This is a genomic window from Burkholderia sp. Tr-20355 (assembly GCF_017104685.1).
In the GTDB taxonomy this organism is placed as follows: domain Bacteria; phylum Pseudomonadota; class Gammaproteobacteria; order Burkholderiales; family Burkholderiaceae; genus Burkholderia; species Burkholderia seminalis.
In genome coordinates this window covers 1-16,035 of sequence record NZ_JAAGPK010000170.1, presented here as the reverse complement: position 1 = coordinate 16,035, position 16,035 = coordinate 1, and the positions used below count along the sequence as shown (strand labels likewise).

Genomic DNA, 16,035 nt, shown 5'->3' with positions numbered 1-16,035 from the left:
CGCGCTGCGCCCGGGCGGTCGCGCAGCGCGCGCCGGCGTGGCGCACGGTCGCGGTCGGGGCAGGAAACGCGAGTGCTGCGAGGAGCCCACGGCATCGCTTCGACTGCGTTCAAAATAGCGAATCGGCGGGGGCCATCCAAGACACAGTTCCACGCCGGACCGGCCGTGAATTGCACCCTCACATGGCGGCGCGCGTCGGCGGGAAGGAGTACAGACGGGCGCGCGCACGGCGGCACGGGCGTGCACGGCGGGCGCAGCGCGCGATGGCCGGACACGGGAAGCGGGGGCGCGCGGACGCCGCACGGTGCGACATCGGCGCGCAGGGGGCTGGCGGCCGGCAAACGGCCGGCGATACGGAAGACGGGACGCAGCGCGGATGCCGCAGCGCGAGCGTGCGCGAACCGGTTACGGCCGACCGCGCGCACGCCGCAGCCGGTGCGTGCACGGGAACCGAGGACGAGGGCGGGTTGCACGGGGCGCGCCGGACAGGGCGCAACCGTGTCGAAACGCGATCAGTCGGACAGATTCATCGCAAGTCGCTGCCGCGCGATCTGCTTCACGTCGGCCGACAGTGCCGCATTCGGCAGACCATTGGCCCAGACGGAGAACGAATCCTCGATCAGGTTGCGCGTGTCGGGCGGCAACTCGGCCAGCATCAGTGAGACGACGGTAAACAGCACGGCGGTGTCGCCGGCCTGGCTGCCCGCGTTCGCGTCGACGGCCTGCTTCAGCGTATCGACCGACGCTTGCAGCGCCTGCAGTGCATCATTCGTATCGCTCATGACAATCTCCATGCGGGATGGGCTCGATCGGCGACGAACATGCGGCCGGCGGCGCGGCCGGTTGCGCGCAACGCCCGGGCTCGGGCCGTCGCGCGCGGGCAACCGGGCTCAGGCCGCCGTGTTGCCCTGCGGCGCCACGGCCACCGATGCCTCGCTCGTCAGCATCAGGAACGTGAACGTTTCGCGCAGGTACAGGCGGACGGCCTTGTCGGTGTGGCTCGTGTAGCCGATCGATACGTCTTCCCCGAGGTGCAACTCGTAATCGCCGCCGCGCGTGGACAGCACGCAGCCGCCGCTGATCGCCGGCGCCCAGATGATCTCGCCGCTGACGATGCGTTTGATATGGCCGAGGACCGGATAGCCCTGGTCGCGCGCCTCGCTGAGCGCGGTATAGGCGTCCGAGCCGAGCACGACCGAGTACGGGCCGTCGACGCCGGCGAGGCGCAGCGCCTCGAGCGCGTCGCTGATCGCGTCCGGATACGCGCTGACGTCCGCCGGCAGTGTGAGCTTGCGGTTCGACGTGCCTTCGCGGATGCCGACGATCCCGGCGGCCGGATAGCCGTCGAAAATCGCGTTGTCTTCGGCGAACGCGAGCCGCTGCGCGGCTTCCTTCGCCGGCTGCCAGTCGGCGTCGCGCGCGCCGCGCTCGACGCTGTCGATCGCGGCGCGGCTCAGTTCGAACGGCACCGTCAGCTCGACGATCGTGCGCACTTCGCGCAGCCGCGCATTCACGTGCTCGCGCGGTGCGGTGACCTCCAGCAGGTGCCCGGTGCCGACGGCCGACAGCTCGGGGCCTTCGGGCCCGTCGACGTCGACCACGCGGCGGCCGGCCACCGATCGCTTGAAGGTGCGCGCCACTTCCTCCTCGATTTGTTCCCAGGCGGACGACGAGATCGGGGCGAGTTCGCGGTGCAGGTTATTCATAGGTCGGGGTTCCTTTCAGCGAGCCGATGTTCAGCGAGCCGTCGCGACGCGGCGCGGACGGCGTGGATTCCGGCGGCGCGGCGTCGGCGGCCGGGGCCGCGCGGTCCGCGAGCGCCTCGAGCAGGTCGGCCGACGGCACGAAGAACAGCGAGCCGGTGACCGCGCGGCTGTAGTCGAGCAGGCGGTCGTAGTTGCCGGGCGGGCGGCCGACGAACATATTCTCGAGCATCTGCTCGATCGGCGCCGGCGAGCGCGCATAGCCGATGAAATAAGTGCCGAATTCGCCGGCGCCCGGGCGCCCGAACGGCATGTTGTCGCGCAGGATCTTCACTTCCTGGCCGTTTTCGTCGAGCGTCGTCAGCGAGCTGTGCGAGCACGACGGCTTCACGTCCGGCGCGAGCTCGATGTCGGCCAGTTTGGTGCGGCCGATGATGCGCTCCTGCGTTTCGACCGCGAGCGCGTTCCAGCCGGCCATGTCGTGCAGGTACTTCTGCACGATCACGTAGCTGCCACCGGTGAATTCGGCATCCTCGTCGCCGATCACCGTGAAGTCGACCGCTTCGCGGCCCTCCGGGTTCTCGGTGCCGTCGACGAAGCCGATCATCGCGCGCTGGTCGAAATTGCGGAAACCGTGCACCTCGTCGACGACGGTCACCGCATCGCCGAGCGCGCCGAGCAGTTGCGTCGCGAGTTCGAAGCACAGGTCCATCGCTTCGGCGCGGATGTGCAGCAGGATGTCGCCGGGCGTCGCGACCGCGACGCGCTGGCCGGCGCCGAATTCGCGGAACGGATGCAGCGACGCGGGACGCGGATCGCCGAACAGCGCATCCCATGCGTCGGCGCCGAAACCGCAGACGCACGTGAGGTTGCCGCCCGGCACGCGCTTGCCGACCGAGCGCACGAGCGCGGCGATGTCGCCGCACCACGACCGGATCGTGTCGGCGTGATCGGCACCGGGGTTGACCGTCGCCACGAGGAAGATCGCGCTGCGCGTGACCGTGCTGTGAACGGCCTGGGAGAGGGGGGGAGGGGTAGTCTGCATCGCGGCCTGCCGGTCAGTCATGTCGGGACGGACGGGCCGCGGGTGCCGCGGCGCGCGAAGGCGAACGGTTGAACTGTGTCATGCGACTGTTCTCTGTGTGACATGCGGATGAAGGACGTTGCGCGGGCATCGCGCAACGGGCCGCGGCAGCGGCGGCCGGCCGCCCGGCGCGTGACCTGCCCGCACCGCGTAACGTCGTCGAGCATGCAATCTAGCAGCTTCGGCGGGTCTTTGGAACACGTATCGACAATCTGTCATTCGAATGCGTCAAACGGGGACGGAATTTGCGCGCTGCCCGCGCAGCTGTACTCCTGGCGCCCGCGGCGCTGTGCTCTTGAGCGTGCGTGCCGCGTGCAGTAGATTAGGTCCCGCTACGCCGCCGACGAGGAGCGTCATCATGAACCTGCTGGAAGCGATGCGCGTGTTTGTCGCCGTGGTCGAGCACGGCGGGCTGTCCGGCGCCGCGGCCGACCTGCAGTTGCGCGAGGCGCAGGTGCGCGACCGGCTCGACTCGCTCGAACGTTATCTCGGCTGCCGGCTGCTGCTGTGCCGCGAACCCGGCGACGTCGCCTGCACCGACGCGGGCGACGCGTTCCACGTGTGCTGCCGCCGCACGCTGTCCGCGGTCGAGCAGGCGACCGGCGCGGCTCATCCGCCGCAGGCGCCGCAGGCGCGTGACGGCGCGCATCGCCCCGCGCGTTGCTCCGATTTGCCGCCGCCCGGCGCCACCCACGCTTCATCACACCGACTGTCGCCTTGAATACGTCCGCCCTGTCCCGTTCGCCATCCGAGCGCATCCGCCGCCGCTTCGGTCATTTTCTTCACGCGGCCGAGCTGGCCGGGCTGATCGTGATCGGCCTCGCGACCGCATTCGCGATGGTGCAGGAAGCGTGGAAGGTCGTGCTCGCGGGCGAGGTGTCGCTGACCGACCTGCTGCTGATGTTCCTGTATCTCGAAGTGCTCGCGATGGACGTGCGTTACCTGCGGCTCGGCCGGCTGCCCGTGCGGTTTCCGCTGTTCATTGCGATGACGTCGCTCGCGCGCGACCTGATCCTGCGCGGCGCGACCGACAGCCCCGAGCGGATGCTGATGACGACCCTCGGCATCGTGCTGCTCGCGGTCGGCGTGCTGATCCTGAGTTTCGGTCAGCATCGTTTCCCGGCCGACGTCGACGATGTCGAGGACGACGTCCATGCGCGCAGGTGAAGGGCCGCCAGCCACCGATCAACGCACCGTCTCCGCAGGAGGACGCCGCATGAACACGCAGAACGTCGACACGAAACAGGCGATCGAACGGCAGCACGCGGCGTCGCACGCGTACCGCCTGGCGCGCGACGCGTACGATGCCGACCCGGCACGCGTGCGCGCGCCGGCCGTCGCGGCGCTGCAGCAGGCGGCCGCGCACGCGTACGCCGATGCGGTTGGTGCGCGCGTCGCGGCAACCGGCATCTGAAGCGAATTCCGGCGTGCCGCACGCGGGGCGGCGGCCATTTCCGATCATCCAACCGAGCGAGGTATCGAATGACCAGGCAACTGATCGTCGCCGTGTTCGGCAGCGTCGACACGGCCCGCCAGGCCGCGAACGATTTCGAGGCGCTGTCGGAGAAGAACGAAGGATTCCACATCGAGAACGGCGTCGTCGTCGAGAAGGACGCGGCCGGCAAGCTTGCGGTGCTCGCGGCCGAATCCCGGCCGTTCAAGGGCGGCGTGATCGGTGCGATCGCGGGCGGCCTGCTCGGCCTGCTTGCCGGGCCGCTCGGCGTGGTCACGGGCATGGCCGCAGGCGCGGGTGCGGGCATCCTCGCCGATGCGGCCGGCAATGCGCTGCTCGACGGCAGCTTCGTCGAGACGGTGGCTGCGCGGCTCGCGCCCGGTAGCGTCGCGGTCATCGTCGAGGCGAAGGAAGACACGCCGTTTTCGGTCGACAACGTCGTGACGGGATTCGGCGGCAAGGTCTTCCGTCAGGCGCTCGGTTGAGCGCGCCTTTTTCGAACCGATTCGGGAGAACCGCATGCGCATCGATCAATCCTACCGGCGCTTCGACATCGCCGCGACGCTCGCGCCGCTGCCCGGCAACGGCAACCGCGCGATCGCGACCGTCGACGTGACGACCGACGATCCGGCCCGCCTCGCCGATCTCGGCACGGGCCAGTTCCTGCAGATCCGCAAGTGGGTCGAGTCGAACGACATCGCGCTGCTGACGGTGGTGTTCGACGAGTGCAAGGTCGCGATCGACCACTACGCGGACAACGTCGACGACGCGTGAGGGCACGCGGGCCTGCGCGGGCCCGCGCCGTCGCGTGTGAATCTGTTCACCACGCCGGCCGGATTTGGCGTTTCCTCGCCAAACTGTCACTTACATTCGTCGAAATGACGCAGTAGCATGCCGAACCTTGTCTTGATGAGATTCGCATTGCTATCCGCCTTCAATTTCGATAACGGACGAGGTTCGAACCGGGATACCCGCTCCCCGGCGCCGCTATCCGGCTTCGTGCATCGGCGCGGCCATGCCGCCGATGCGTCGCCGGCCGGTTCACCGCTGGCGGGGCGAGGCGGATGAAGCTCTACGAGAAATTTGCAAACGACGTAGAGCGACTCATCCGGCAGGGCGTATATCGACACGGCGATCGTGTGCCGTCGGTGCGGCAGGCGAGCCAGCAGCACCGGATCAGCATCACGACCGTGCTGCACGCGTATCTGCTGCTGGAAAGCCGCGGGCTGCTGGAAAGCCGGCCGCAGTCGGGCTATTTCGTGAACCTGCGCCGCGACGACGGCCACGCGCCGGTGCGCGAGCTGCGGCCGTCGAAGCCGATCGCGATCTCGTCGTCGGTCGACGTGAGCCGGCTCGTGCTGTCGACGCTGCGTTCGATCGGCACGGACGACGCGGTGCCGCTGGGCTCGCCGTATCCGGACCCGAGCCTGTTTCCGTTCGAGAAGCTGAACCGCTACGCGTATGCGGCCGGCCGCGACAAGTCGCTGTGGGGCGTGACGGACGGGCTGCCGCCCGGCCACCCGCGCCTGATTCGGCAGATCGCGCGCCGCTACCTGGAAAACGGGATGTCGGTGGACCCGAACGAGATCATCGTGACGGTGGGCGCGACGGAGGCGATCAACCTGTGCCTGCAGGCGGTGGCGAAGCCGGGCGACACGATCGCGGTGGAATCGCCGACGTTCTACGCGATGCTGCACGCGATCGAGCGGATGGGGATGAAGGCGATCGAGGTCGCGACGCATCCGGAGTACGGGATCGACATCGCGGCGCTGGCCGCGATCGCGAAGTCGCAGCCGATCGCGGCGTGCATGGTGATGCCGAACTTCCAGAACCCGCTCGGCTTTCAGATGCCCGACGAGCGCAAGCGCGAGCTGGTTGAGTTCGCAACGAAAGCCGACCTGCCGATCATCGAGAACGGCGTGTACAACGAACTGTACTTCGGCAACATGCATCCCAGCACGCTGAAATCGTTCGACCGCCATGACATCGTGCTGCATTGCTCGTCGTTCTCGAAGAGCCTGACGGCCGCGTACCGGATCGGCTGGGCGCTGCCGGGCCGCTATCGGGAACAGGTCGAGAAGCTGAAGTTCCTGAACACGCTCGCGACGCCGTCGCTGCCGCAACTGGCGATCGCGGAGTTTCTCGAACGCGACGGCTACGAGCACCACCTGCGGCGGATTCGCAAGGCGTATGCGCAACAGGCGAACCTGATGCGGGCGATGGTGTCGCGGTTCTTTCCGGAGGGCACGCGCATCTCGAGCCCGGCGGGCGGCTACGTGCTGTGGATCGAGCTGCCCGCGCAGGTCGATGCGATGCGGCTGTACCAGCTCGCGCTGGAGCAGGGGATCACGATCGGCCCTGGCTACATGTTCTCGATCGCGGACAGCTACCGGAACTTCATCCGCCTGAACTACAGCAGCCCGTGGTCGCCGGAGATCGAACAGGCGGTCGTGACCGTCGGCAAGCTCGCCGCGCACTGTCTCGACTGACCGTACCGCCGTGCGTTGCGCGCCGCGCCCGGCGTCATGTCAGGCGGTACGACTGCGCGCCCGTGCCCGCGAGCGTGCCGCCGTCGACGATCAGGTATTCATTGCGGATCGGCTTGCCGTCGAACCAGCATTGCAGGATTTCCAGCGTGCCGGCCGCATAACGCGCCTGCGCGGACAGCGACGTGCCCGAGATATGCGGCGTCATCCCGTTGAAGGGCATCGCGCGCCACGGATGGTCGGCCGGCGCCGGCTGCGGAAACCACACGTCGCCGCCGTAGCCGGCGAGATGCCCGGACGTGACGGCATTCACGACCGCGTCGCGGTCGACCAGCTTCGCGCGCGCGGTGTTGATCAGGTACGCGCCGCGTTTCATCCGCGCGATCATCGCCGCGTCGAACAGGTGCTCGGTCGACGGGTACAGCGGGATCTGCAGGTTGACGATGTCGACGGCGCTCGCCAGCGACGCGGGATCGGCGTGATACGTGAGCGCGAGTTCCTGTTCGATCGACGGGTCGAGCCGGTGGCGCTGCGTGTAGTGCAGCTGCAGGCCGAACGGCTTCAGCCTGCGCAGTACCGCAAGCCCGATGCGCCCGGCGCCGACCGTGCCGAACTGCATCCCCTCGACGTCGTAGCTGCGCGACACGCAATCGGCGATGTTCCAGCCGCCTTGCTGCGCGACTGCGTGCGACGGCAGGTAGTTGCGCACCAGCGCGAGCGTCGTCATCACCACGTGTTCGGCCACGCTGATGCTGTTCGAGCCGGTGACTTCGGCGACGGTGATGTGCGCGCGCGCCGCGGCGTCCAGGTCGACATGATCGGAGCCGATCCCGGCCGTCAGCGCCAGCTTCAGCTTCGGCGCGCGGGCGATCCGGTCGGCCGTCAGGTACGCGGGCCAGAACGGCTGCGAAATCACCACGTCGGCTTCGGGGAGCCGGCGCTCGAATTCGGAATCGGGGCCGTCCTTGTCGCTCGTGACGATCAGCGTGTGACCGTGCGCTTCCATGTAATCGCGCAACCCGAGCGCGCCCGATACCGAACCGACGAGTTCGCCGGGCCGGAAGCCGAGCGGGCCGGCCGGCGTTGGCGCGGTCTGGCCGTCCGCGTACCGCGTCACGACCGGAATCGTGTCGCGCACGTAGCGCGGCGGATAGCCGTCGACGGGATCGGGGTAGAGCACGCACAGAACGGTGGCCATCGGGAGCGCTCCTGATGAGGAAAGAGAGGCGGCACGCGGATTGCGCAGATGGCGCGACGCGTGTGCGGCGTGGCGGATGTGTTGCGCCGCAACGTGGGTGACGTTCTACGCCCGTCATGGATCGCGCACAAGCTACAGTCCGCGTTTGCGTGCGCTGCGAGGTCGTCTGTACCTGTTATTTTCAGGAGGGATGTCGATAATGGGATCGTTACCTGACTTTCCGGGAGCCACGTCATGAGCGCAAGCGACGATTCGTCTTCGCGCCCCGATCTCGCGGCAGGCATCGCGCTCGACGATATCGCCGACGGCGCGATGATCGAGGGCCATGTCGGCGATGCGGCGGTGCTGCTCGTGCGCCGTGCCGACGAACTGTATGCCGTGGGGGCGCAATGCCCGCACTACGGCGCCCCGCTGGCCGACGGCCTGCTGGTGGGCGACACGATCCGCTGCCCGTGGCATCACGCGGCGTTCTGCCTGCGCACGGGCGAGCTGCAGCGCGCACCGGCGCTCGACGGGCTGCCGTGCTGGCGCGTCGAACGCCGCGATGGCCGCGCCGTCGTGCTCGATGCACGGCCGGCACCGGTGCCGCCTGCGCCGGAAGCGGCCGGGCTGCCGGCGTCGGTCGTGATCGTCGGCGGCGGCGCCGCCGCGATCGCGGCGGCCGTGACGCTGCGGCAGGAAGGCTATCCGCATCCCGTCACGCTGTTGAGCGCCGATCGCGATCCGCCGTACGACCGGCCGAATCTGTCGAAGGATTACCTCGCGGGCACGGCCGATGCCGACTGGCTGCCGCTGCGCGCGCCGTCGTTCTATACCGACCGGCGCATCGACGTGCGGTGCGGCACGCGCGTCGCGCGGATCGATCCCGCGCGGCACGCGGTCGAGCTGACCGACGGCAGCCGCGTCGAATATGGTGCGCTGCTGCTCGCGACGGGCGCCGAGCCGAACCGGCTGACGGTGCCAGGCGCAGACCTGCCGCACGTGTGCGTGCTGCGCTCGCGTGCCGATTGCGACGCGCTGATCGGCAAGCTGAAAACGGCGCGCCGCTGCGTGGTGGTCGGCGCGAGCTTCATCGGTCTCGAGGCGGCGGCCGCGTTGCGCACGCGCGGGCTCGACGTGCAGGTCGTCGCGCCCGATGCGCGTCCGATGGCGCGTGTGCTCGGCGACGCGCTCGGCGATACGATCAAGGCGCTGCACGAATCGCACGGCGTCGTGTTCCATCTCGGCGCGACACCCGCGCGGATCACGCAGGACAGCGTGACGCTGTCGACCGGCGACGTGCTGCCGGCCGATGTCGTCGTGGTCGGCATCGGCGTGCATCCGAACGTGGCGCTGGCGCAGGACGCCGGGCTCGCCGTCGAACGCGGCGTGACGGTCGACCGGTTCCTTCGGACGAGCGCGCCCGGCATCTACGCGGCCGGCGATATCGCGCGCTGGCCCGATCCGCTGACCGGCGAGCGGATTCGCGTCGAGCACTGGGTCGTGGCCGAGCGGCAGGGGATCGTCGCCGCGCGCAACATGCTCGGCCAGCAACGGCCGTTCGACGCGGTGCCGTTCTTCTGGAGCCAGCATTACGACCTGACGATTCGCTATGTCGGGCATGCGGAGCAATGGGACCGCGTCGAGATCGACGGCGACCTCGGCGCGCACGACTGCTCGATCGCGTACTGGCGCGGCAACACGCGGCTCGCGGTCGTGACGGTCGGCCGCGATCTCGACAGCCTGAAGGCGGAAGCGGCATTCGAGCAGCAGATTGCAGCCGCGTGACGGCGGCGTGACGACACGAACCAACCTGGAGTGGAGAAGAGATGAATTCCGATGTCCGTGCCCGTTTCGAAACCGAGTTCGCGCCGCGCATCGCCGCGCGCCTGCGCGGCCTGTACCCGCCCGGCGACGTGAAGGTCGACGTCGTGCCGCATGACGGGCAGGGCAGCCCGACCTGCGTCGACGTCGTCGGCCTCACGTCGACGGTGGGGCTGCCGAACCGGCTGAATGCGCGGCTCGCGTGGCGCGACGATGCGATCGCCGGTCTGCTCGCCGAGCCCGACCACGGCCGCTTCGACCGTTATCTCGCGGCGCTGCCGGTCACGATCGAGCGCTGGCAGATGGAACTGCCGGTCGATTTCAGCTCACGGACCCAGCGCGATCGCGAGATCCTGATCGGCGACCTCGATTTCGATGCGTGACCCGCGCGGTGCGATGCCGGCCGACGACGCGCCGGCGAACCGCGCGACGTTACCGGTCGCGCGTCTTGACGATCACGCGGCCCTGGTCGATGCCGCCGCGCAGCGCCTCGTCGCACGTGAGCCATTCGGGCGTGACGAGCTCGGGCGCGGGCAGGTCGACCGGCGCGCCGTCGCGGAAGATCCGCACCTGCGCGACCCACGCGCCGTTTGCGTTGCGCGTCGCTTCGACGCGTATCTCGTGATCCATGAAGGTATCGGTGGCTTGCATCGGTCGGGGCCCTCCGTCGTGCGTGAACGCGGTGCGTCGATCGTATCAGCATGGCGCGCGCCGCGCACTGGAAACCGGCCGGATTCCGCATTCGATTCGGCCTGCGAAACGGGAGCAAGCCTGTGGGCTTCGATCTGACCTTTTCCATCAAGGTGTTCGCGGCGCTGTTCGCGATCATGAACCCGATCGCGAACATTCCGGTGTTCCTGTCGCTGACCGAGGGCGCGGCGGACGGCGTGCGCCGCAAGGTCGCGCTGACGGCCGCGATCGGCGTGTCGATCGGCTGCATCGTGTCGGCCGTCGCGGGCGGCGCGATCCTGCACATGTTCGGTCTGACGATCGACGATTTCCGCCTCGCGGGCGGGCTGCTGGTGCTGCTGATCGCGCTGTCGATGCTGCATGGTTCGCCGAGCCGCCAGCATGCGCCGGGCGACGACGAAGGCGCGGATCCGGCGGCGGCCGAGCGCGTCGCGATCTATCCGCTGACGATCCCGCTGCTGGTCGGCCCCGGCACGATCGCGACGATGATCGTGCTCGGGCACAGCGCGTTCACGACCGGACAAGAGCTTGCGTTCGCGCTCGGGCTGGCCGCGTTTCTCGTGCTGCTGTCCGTCTCGCTGCTGTCGGCGCCGCTGATCGGCCATTACCTGTCGCCGCGCGTGACGGCCGTCACGCAGCGGCTGATGGGGATGATCCTCGCGGCGATCGCGATCCAGATGATCGTCGCGAGCCTGAAGGCCGCGTTCGGGCTGCCGCATTGAGCGCGGGCTGCCGGCACGCGACCGTTTGATTGCATGGAGTTGTCGATGAACACGCTGATCGTGTTGTCCTATCCCGACCTGGAGGCCGCCCGTCGCGCGCTGGCGGAACTCGGCACGTTGCGCGACCGGCACGTCGTCGCGCTGTCGGGCGTCGTGATCGTCGAATGTACGACCGACGGACAGTTGCGCGCGCATTCGGTCGATCCCGGCCGCGTGTCGTCCGGATCGCTGCTCGACAGCGTGGTCGGACACATCGAATCGTCGCTCGACGCGTGGCGCGAGCGGCCGGTGGACGACGCGCTGACCGATCGCGCCGCGCGCAAGGCGCGCCCCGGCGCCGTCTCGCTCGGGCTCGCCGCGACGCAGCTCGACATCTATGCGCTGAGTGCGGCGCTGGCGCCATTCGGCGGCGAAGTGACCGACACGACGCTGTCGATCGACGACGAACTGAAACTCGTCGAAGCGATCTCGAACGCGCGCGACGGCGGCCGCGGCGCGGCGACGGACTGACGCATCGGGCCGACAGGCGCTCCCCGGAAACTCGAAGCCCGTTTGTCGATGCACGACAGGGTGCCGTGCGCGTCTTGCGCAGGCGCATACCTTGCTCGATCAGCTCAACGGTGAAATGCACCGTTTCCGCTATCGACAAGGAGGGCCAGACATGAAAGCAGTCGTATTTCACGGCATCGGCGACATTCGCATCGACACGGTGCCCGATCCCGAAGTCTCCGCGGCGACCGACGCGGTCGTGCGCCTGACGGCCAGCGCGATCTGCGGCACCGACCTGCACATGGTGCGCGGCACGCTCGGCGGGATGAAACCGGGCACGATCCTCGGCCACGAAGGCGTCGGCATCGTCGAGGCGGTCGGGCGCGACGTGCGCAACTTGCGGCACGGCGACCGCGTGCTGATCCCGTCGACGATCGCGTGCGGCAGCTGCGCGTACTGCCGCGCGGGCTACACCGCGCAATGCGATGTCGCGAACCCGGGCGGCCCGCGCGCGGGCACCGCGTTTTTCGGGGGACCGGCCGACAGCGGCGCGTTCGACGGGCTGCAGGCCGAATATGCACGCACGCCGCTTGCGCATGCGAGCCTGATCCGGCTGCCCGACGCGATCGACGACGACCGCGCGATCCTGATGTCCGACATTTTTCCGACCGGCTATTTCGGTGCGCAGCTCGCGGAGGTGAAGCCGGGCGATACGGTCGCCGTGTTCGGTGCGGGACCGGTCGGTCAGTTCGCGATCGCGAGCGCCAAGCTGATGGGCGCCGGGCGCGTGATCGCGGTCGACCGCATCGCGTCGCGCCTGGAGATGGCCTGCGCGCAGGGGGCCGAAATCGTCGATTTTTCCGAGGACGATCCGGTCGACACCGTGTTGCGCTTGACGGGCGGGATTGGCGTCGATCGCGTGATCGACGCGGTGGGCGTCGACGCGATGCGCGCGACGCACGGGCCGGCCGCGGCCGATCGCGACGCCGCGCGCGCGTTCGACGCGGAAGTCGAGGCGATCGCGCCGCACCGCCGCCCGGCCGGCCGCAACTGGGTACCGGGCGACGGGCCGTCGCAGGTGCTGCAGTGGGCGGTGCGCGCGGTCGCGAAGGCCGGCACCGTCGCGGTGATCGGCGTGTATCCGCCGGCGTCGCGCGTGTTTCCGGTGGGCGATGCGATGAACCGGAACCTGACGATCAAGATGGGCAACTGCAATCACCGCACGGTCACGCCGCCGCTCGTCGAGCTGGTACGCAGCGGCGCGTTCGATCCGCTGTCGGTGCTCACGCGTTGCGAACCGCTGACGAACGCGATCGATGCGTATCGCGCGTTCGACGTGCGCGAGCCGGGCTGGATGAAGGTGAAGCTGACGCCATGAGGACGCGGAGAACCGAAACCGGGAGGACGGCGATGAACGATCGATACGACAACTGCATGGCCGCGTGCGATGCCTGCGCGCATGCATGCGACGCGTGCACGGCCGCGTGCCTCGCGGAGCGCGACACGCACGCGCTGGCCGACTGCATTGCGCTCGACATCGAATGCGCGCAGCTGTGCCGCTTCGCGTCGGGTGCAATGGCGCGCCGCAGCGTGCTCGCGCCAAGCGTCTGCGCACTGTGCGCGCACGCGTGCGACCTGTGCGCGGCCGAGTGCCAGCGGCATGCGCATGCCCATTGCCGCCGCTGCGCACTCGCGTGCGAAGCGTGCGCGGCGATGTGCCGTGCGATGGCCTGAGCGCGGGCGGCTAGGGCGTCCGCTGAACCCGGCGCGCGACGCGCTGCAGCAGCGCGTCGAGCACGGCCATCTCGACCGGCTTCACGAGATGGTCGTCGAAGCCCGCGCGTTCGGTTCGCGCGAGATCCGACGCACGCGCATGGCCGGACAGCGCGACACAGGTCGTGTCGCGCAGCGCATCGATCGCGCGCAGTTCGTACAGCAACGTGAAGCCGTCGACGTCGGGCATCGTCAGGTCGAGGATCATCAGGTGCGGGACGTAGTCGCGGGCGAGCGCCAGCGCTGCGTCCGCCCGGTAGGCGACGCGCGGTGCGTGTCCCTTCATCTCCAGGAGTACCGCGAGCGTGTCTGCGGAATCGCGGTTGTCGTCGACGACGACGATACGCAACGGCGCGGCGACCGGCTGCGCGAGGGCGGCCGGCTCGCGCTCGCCCTCGCGTTCCGTGCGCCCCATCCGGTCGATCGGCAAGCGCACCGTGAACGTCGCGCCGCGGCCGGGCCCGGCGCTTTCCGCGGAAATCCGTCCGCCATGCAGTTCGACGAACGTCCGGCAGATCGCGAGACCCAGCCCGAAGCCGTCGACCGGCCGGCGCCCGGGCGCGCCTTCCTGCTCGAACAGGTCGAAGATCGTTTCAAGCGCGCCCTGCGCGATGCCGACGCCGTGATCGGTGACGCGGATCGCGACCACCGGCCCTTCCGTGCGCGCGCCGACGTCGATCCGTCCGCCGTGCGGCGAGAACTTCGACGCGTTGTCGAGCAGGTTGTGCAGCACCTGGACGAGCCGCGCGTCGTCGCCGTGCAGCAGCACGGCCTCGGGCGGCAGATCGACGTGGATGTGCTGCCCGCGCGCGGCCAGTTTCGGCTGGATGCTCTCGACACCGCGACACACGATGTCGCGCACGGTGACGGGGCGATCGTCGAGCGCGACCTTGCCGGCCGTGATGCGCCCGACGTCGAGCAGATCGTCGACGAGCCGCGTCAGTTGTCCGACCTGGCGATCCACGGCGTCGCGGCAGCGGGCGAGCGCGGGCGCCGGGTCCGGCAGGTTTTGCAAGATGCCGACCGAATGGCGCAGCGGCGCGAGATGGTTGCGCAGCTCGTGCGCGAGCATCGCGATGAACACGCTGAGCCGGTGCGTTGACGCTTCGAGTTCCTCGAGCCGCTTGCGCTCGGTCATGTCGCGCGTGATCTTGATGAAGCCGCACAGCTGGTTGCCGTGATCGTGCACGGGCGTGATCGTCACGCTCGCCCAGAACTGCGAGCCGTCCTGGCGCACGCGCCAGCCCTCGTCTTCGAAGCGGCCCTGCGTGGCCGCCCGGTCGAGCCCGTGCGACGGCCGGCCCGCCGCGATCGCGTCGGGGGGATAGAAGCGCGAGAAGTGCTGGCCGACGATCTCGGCGGCGCGATAACCCTTGATGCGCTCGGCACCCGCATTCCAGGTCGCGACGTTGCCGTGCGGATCGAGCATGAACACCGCGTAATCGGTGATCGAGCTGACCACTGTCTGGAAACGGAACTCGGCGAAGCGATGCAGCAGGTCGCGCGCGTCGGGCAAGCCGGGCGGCGTGGGATGCGAGCGAGGATCAGCGTCGTCTCTATTCATCGTTGCGTTACGGCGGATCGAAGGCGGGCAGGCAAACGCTGCCCGGCCGCCGCCGGGCGAACCGGCGGCGGCGACAGGAATCGGATTGGCATCCCGGAAAGCATAAGGGAACTCGATTCACCTGATCAATGGGCGCGCATCCGCTGTGCCATCCGCCGCCGCGGCGGCCGGAACGATGGCCGGCCGCCCGACGCGGCACGCCGGTTGCACGACCATTCCGTCTGCCGGTTGGCCGGCGGCCGGGTGGTCGCACGCGACGGCAAGCCATGCAAGGAGATCGACATGAACAGCACGCTGAACCCCGACAACGAACCGGCCGGCCCGGACGACGACAACGCCACCCGCGGCCGCGACGGCCGCGCGCTGGGGCCGAGCGACTCGTCCGACAGCGGCAGCGACACGGCCGGCGCGCGGCGCCATCCGTTCGACATCGATTCGCCGCTCGACGAGCATGCGCTCGAACGCGGCGACGCGTCGCTCGACAGCGACACGGACCGCACAGGCACTGGCGAGCGTGCGTCGGCCGACGGCGATTCGACGTTCGACGACGGTGCCGACATCGAACCCGACCGCACCGAGCGGCTGAGCGAGCCCGGCGGCACGCGGGAAGCGGACGACCCCGCCGAACCGGACGACGGCGGCGCGTCGTGATGCCCGGCGCGCAAAAACTGCAATCGCGTTGCAGATTGGCGCGCCCGCATGCGTCCGGTCGCGGCGTCCGGCGGCAGGGCGGCGATGCGGCATGGATGCATCGGGCATCGGCGGCGATACCGGCACGCGACTTGCGTTCGACCCGGACGACGCGCGCCGCGACCCGGCATGGGGCCGTGCGCGGCGCAGGCGCGATCAAGGAGGGACACGATGCAACGACGATATCCCGGACGGTACGGCGCGCGCGGCATCCCGGACGACCCGGCGCGCTGGCCGGAGGAAGACCATGAATCGGCCTCCCGCCGCTTGGCGAGCGAGGACGTCGGCCCCGAAGACTGGGGCAGCGAATGGACCGAGCGCGCCGCGCGGCCGGCCGACCAGCGGCGCGGCGCGGCCGACGCGGACTGGCCGGGCGGCGC

19 protein-coding genes and 1 pseudogene are annotated in these 16,035 nt (G+C 69.5%); 14 read left to right on the top strand and 6 right to left on the bottom strand.

Annotated elements, in window-relative coordinates; all coding sequences use genetic code 11:
* Positions 1-512: 512 nt before the first annotated feature.
* The 3 genes from G3N62_RS29125 to G3N62_RS29115 all read right to left on the bottom strand — a co-directional run bounded on the left by G3N62_RS29125 (position 513) and on the right by G3N62_RS29115 (position 2,769).
* Positions 513-782, bottom strand: a complete 270-nt coding sequence (locus tag G3N62_RS29125; protein ID WP_049031555.1) for a hypothetical protein — start codon at positions 780-782, stop codon at positions 513-515.
* 108 nt (positions 783-890) lie between these two features.
* Complete coding sequence (locus G3N62_RS29120) at positions 891-1,706, bottom strand: family 1 encapsulin nanocompartment shell protein (protein WP_034190491.1); 816 nt, start codon at positions 1,704-1,706, stop codon at positions 891-893.
* Entirely contained in the window at positions 1,699-2,769 is a 1,071-nt protein-coding gene (locus tag G3N62_RS29115; protein ID WP_034190490.1) for a Dyp-type peroxidase, read from the bottom strand. The genes G3N62_RS29120 and G3N62_RS29115 overlap by 8 nt, the downstream gene beginning before the upstream one ends.
* A gap of 376 nt (positions 2,770-3,145) precedes the next feature.
* On the opposite strand from G3N62_RS29115, the gene G3N62_RS29110 reads away from it, so the two are divergent.
* From G3N62_RS29110 to G3N62_RS29085, 6 genes are all read left to right on the top strand, one after another.
* Positions 3,146-3,508 carry a LysR family transcriptional regulator gene (locus G3N62_RS29110; RefSeq protein ID WP_049031553.1) on the top strand — a complete coding sequence of 121 codons (363 nt, stop codon included), beginning with the start codon at positions 3,146-3,148 and terminating at the stop codon, positions 3,506-3,508.
* Positions 3,505-3,954 (top strand): phosphate-starvation-inducible PsiE family protein, encoded by a 450-nt coding sequence (locus G3N62_RS29105; RefSeq protein ID WP_124669557.1) that lies wholly within the window; start codon positions 3,505-3,507, stop codon positions 3,952-3,954. Before G3N62_RS29110 ends, G3N62_RS29105 begins: the two co-directional genes overlap by 4 nt.
* A gap of 49 nt (positions 3,955-4,003) precedes the next feature.
* On the top strand, positions 4,004-4,201 hold the full coding sequence (locus G3N62_RS29100; RefSeq protein WP_034190487.1) for a hypothetical protein: 198 nt from the start codon (positions 4,004-4,006) through the stop codon (positions 4,199-4,201).
* 68 nt (positions 4,202-4,269) lie between these two features.
* A complete protein-coding gene (locus G3N62_RS29095; RefSeq protein ID WP_034190486.1) occupies positions 4,270-4,725 on the top strand; it encodes a DUF1269 domain-containing protein in 456 nt (151 codons plus the stop codon).
* 34 nt (positions 4,726-4,759) lie between these two features.
* Positions 4,760-5,014, top strand: a complete 255-nt coding sequence (locus G3N62_RS29090) for a hypothetical protein (protein WP_034190485.1) — start codon at positions 4,760-4,762, stop codon at positions 5,012-5,014.
* Positions 5,015-5,304: 290 nt separating this feature from the next.
* Positions 5,305-6,729: a PLP-dependent aminotransferase family protein gene (locus tag G3N62_RS29085; RefSeq protein WP_059561253.1), complete on the top strand. Its 1,425-nt coding sequence runs from the start codon at positions 5,305-5,307 to the stop codon at positions 6,727-6,729.
* A gap of 34 nt (positions 6,730-6,763) precedes the next feature.
* Here the strand turns inward: G3N62_RS29085 and G3N62_RS29080 are convergent, their stop codons facing one another.
* The gene (locus G3N62_RS29080; protein WP_034189950.1) at positions 6,764-7,924 is read right to left on the bottom strand and encodes an NAD-dependent formate dehydrogenase; all 1,161 of its coding nucleotides are present in this window, start codon (positions 7,922-7,924) and stop codon (positions 6,764-6,766) included.
* 234 nt (positions 7,925-8,158) lie between these two features.
* Between G3N62_RS29080 and G3N62_RS29075 the strand changes: the two genes are divergently transcribed.
* Together G3N62_RS29075 and G3N62_RS29070 are read left to right on the top strand one after the other, a co-directional pair.
* Positions 8,159-9,691 carry an FAD-dependent oxidoreductase gene (locus G3N62_RS29075; RefSeq protein WP_124669556.1) on the top strand — a complete coding sequence of 511 codons (1,533 nt, stop codon included), beginning with the start codon at positions 8,159-8,161 and terminating at the stop codon, positions 9,689-9,691.
* A gap of 41 nt (positions 9,692-9,732) precedes the next feature.
* A complete protein-coding gene (locus G3N62_RS29070; protein ID WP_034189952.1) occupies positions 9,733-10,110 on the top strand; it encodes a DUF5594 family protein in 378 nt (125 codons plus the stop codon).
* A gap of 49 nt (positions 10,111-10,159) precedes the next feature.
* On the opposite strand, the gene G3N62_RS29065 is transcribed toward G3N62_RS29070, so the two are convergent.
* Positions 10,160-10,378, bottom strand: coding sequence for a DUF6566 family protein (locus tag G3N62_RS29065; protein WP_034189953.1), 219 nt, complete (start codon positions 10,376-10,378; stop codon positions 10,160-10,162).
* Positions 10,379-10,500: 122 nt separating this feature from the next.
* On the opposite strand from G3N62_RS29065, the gene G3N62_RS29060 reads away from it, so the two are divergent.
* The 4 genes from G3N62_RS29060 (at position 10,501) to G3N62_RS29045 (ending at position 13,362) form a co-directional block, all read left to right on the top strand.
* A complete protein-coding gene (locus G3N62_RS29060) occupies positions 10,501-11,139 on the top strand; it encodes an NAAT family transporter (protein WP_124669555.1) in 639 nt (212 codons plus the stop codon).
* A 45-nt stretch (positions 11,140-11,184) separates the two neighbouring features.
* Positions 11,185-11,649, top strand: a complete 465-nt coding sequence (locus G3N62_RS29055; protein WP_034190083.1) for a membrane protein — start codon at positions 11,185-11,187, stop codon at positions 11,647-11,649.
* A gap of 151 nt (positions 11,650-11,800) precedes the next feature.
* A complete protein-coding gene (locus G3N62_RS29050) occupies positions 11,801-13,006 on the top strand; it encodes a zinc-dependent alcohol dehydrogenase (RefSeq protein WP_124669554.1) in 1,206 nt (401 codons plus the stop codon).
* A gap of 32 nt (positions 13,007-13,038) precedes the next feature.
* On the top strand, positions 13,039-13,362 hold the full coding sequence (locus G3N62_RS29045; protein ID WP_034189956.1) for a ferredoxin: 324 nt from the start codon (positions 13,039-13,041) through the stop codon (positions 13,360-13,362).
* Between the two features lie 10 nt (positions 13,363-13,372).
* Here the strand turns inward: G3N62_RS29045 and G3N62_RS29040 are convergent, their stop codons facing one another.
* A complete protein-coding gene (locus G3N62_RS29040; protein ID WP_034189957.1) occupies positions 13,373-14,965 on the bottom strand; it encodes an ATP-binding protein in 1,593 nt (530 codons plus the stop codon).
* A gap of 282 nt (positions 14,966-15,247) precedes the next feature.
* Between G3N62_RS29040 and G3N62_RS29035 the strand changes: the two genes are divergently transcribed.
* Positions 15,248-15,616 carry a hypothetical protein gene (locus G3N62_RS29035; protein ID WP_059561387.1) on the top strand — a complete coding sequence of 123 codons (369 nt, stop codon included), beginning with the start codon at positions 15,248-15,250 and terminating at the stop codon, positions 15,614-15,616.
* Positions 15,617-15,826: 210 nt separating this feature from the next.
* Positions 15,827-16,035, top strand: a pseudogene (locus G3N62_RS29030) (transporter); the annotation flags it as partial.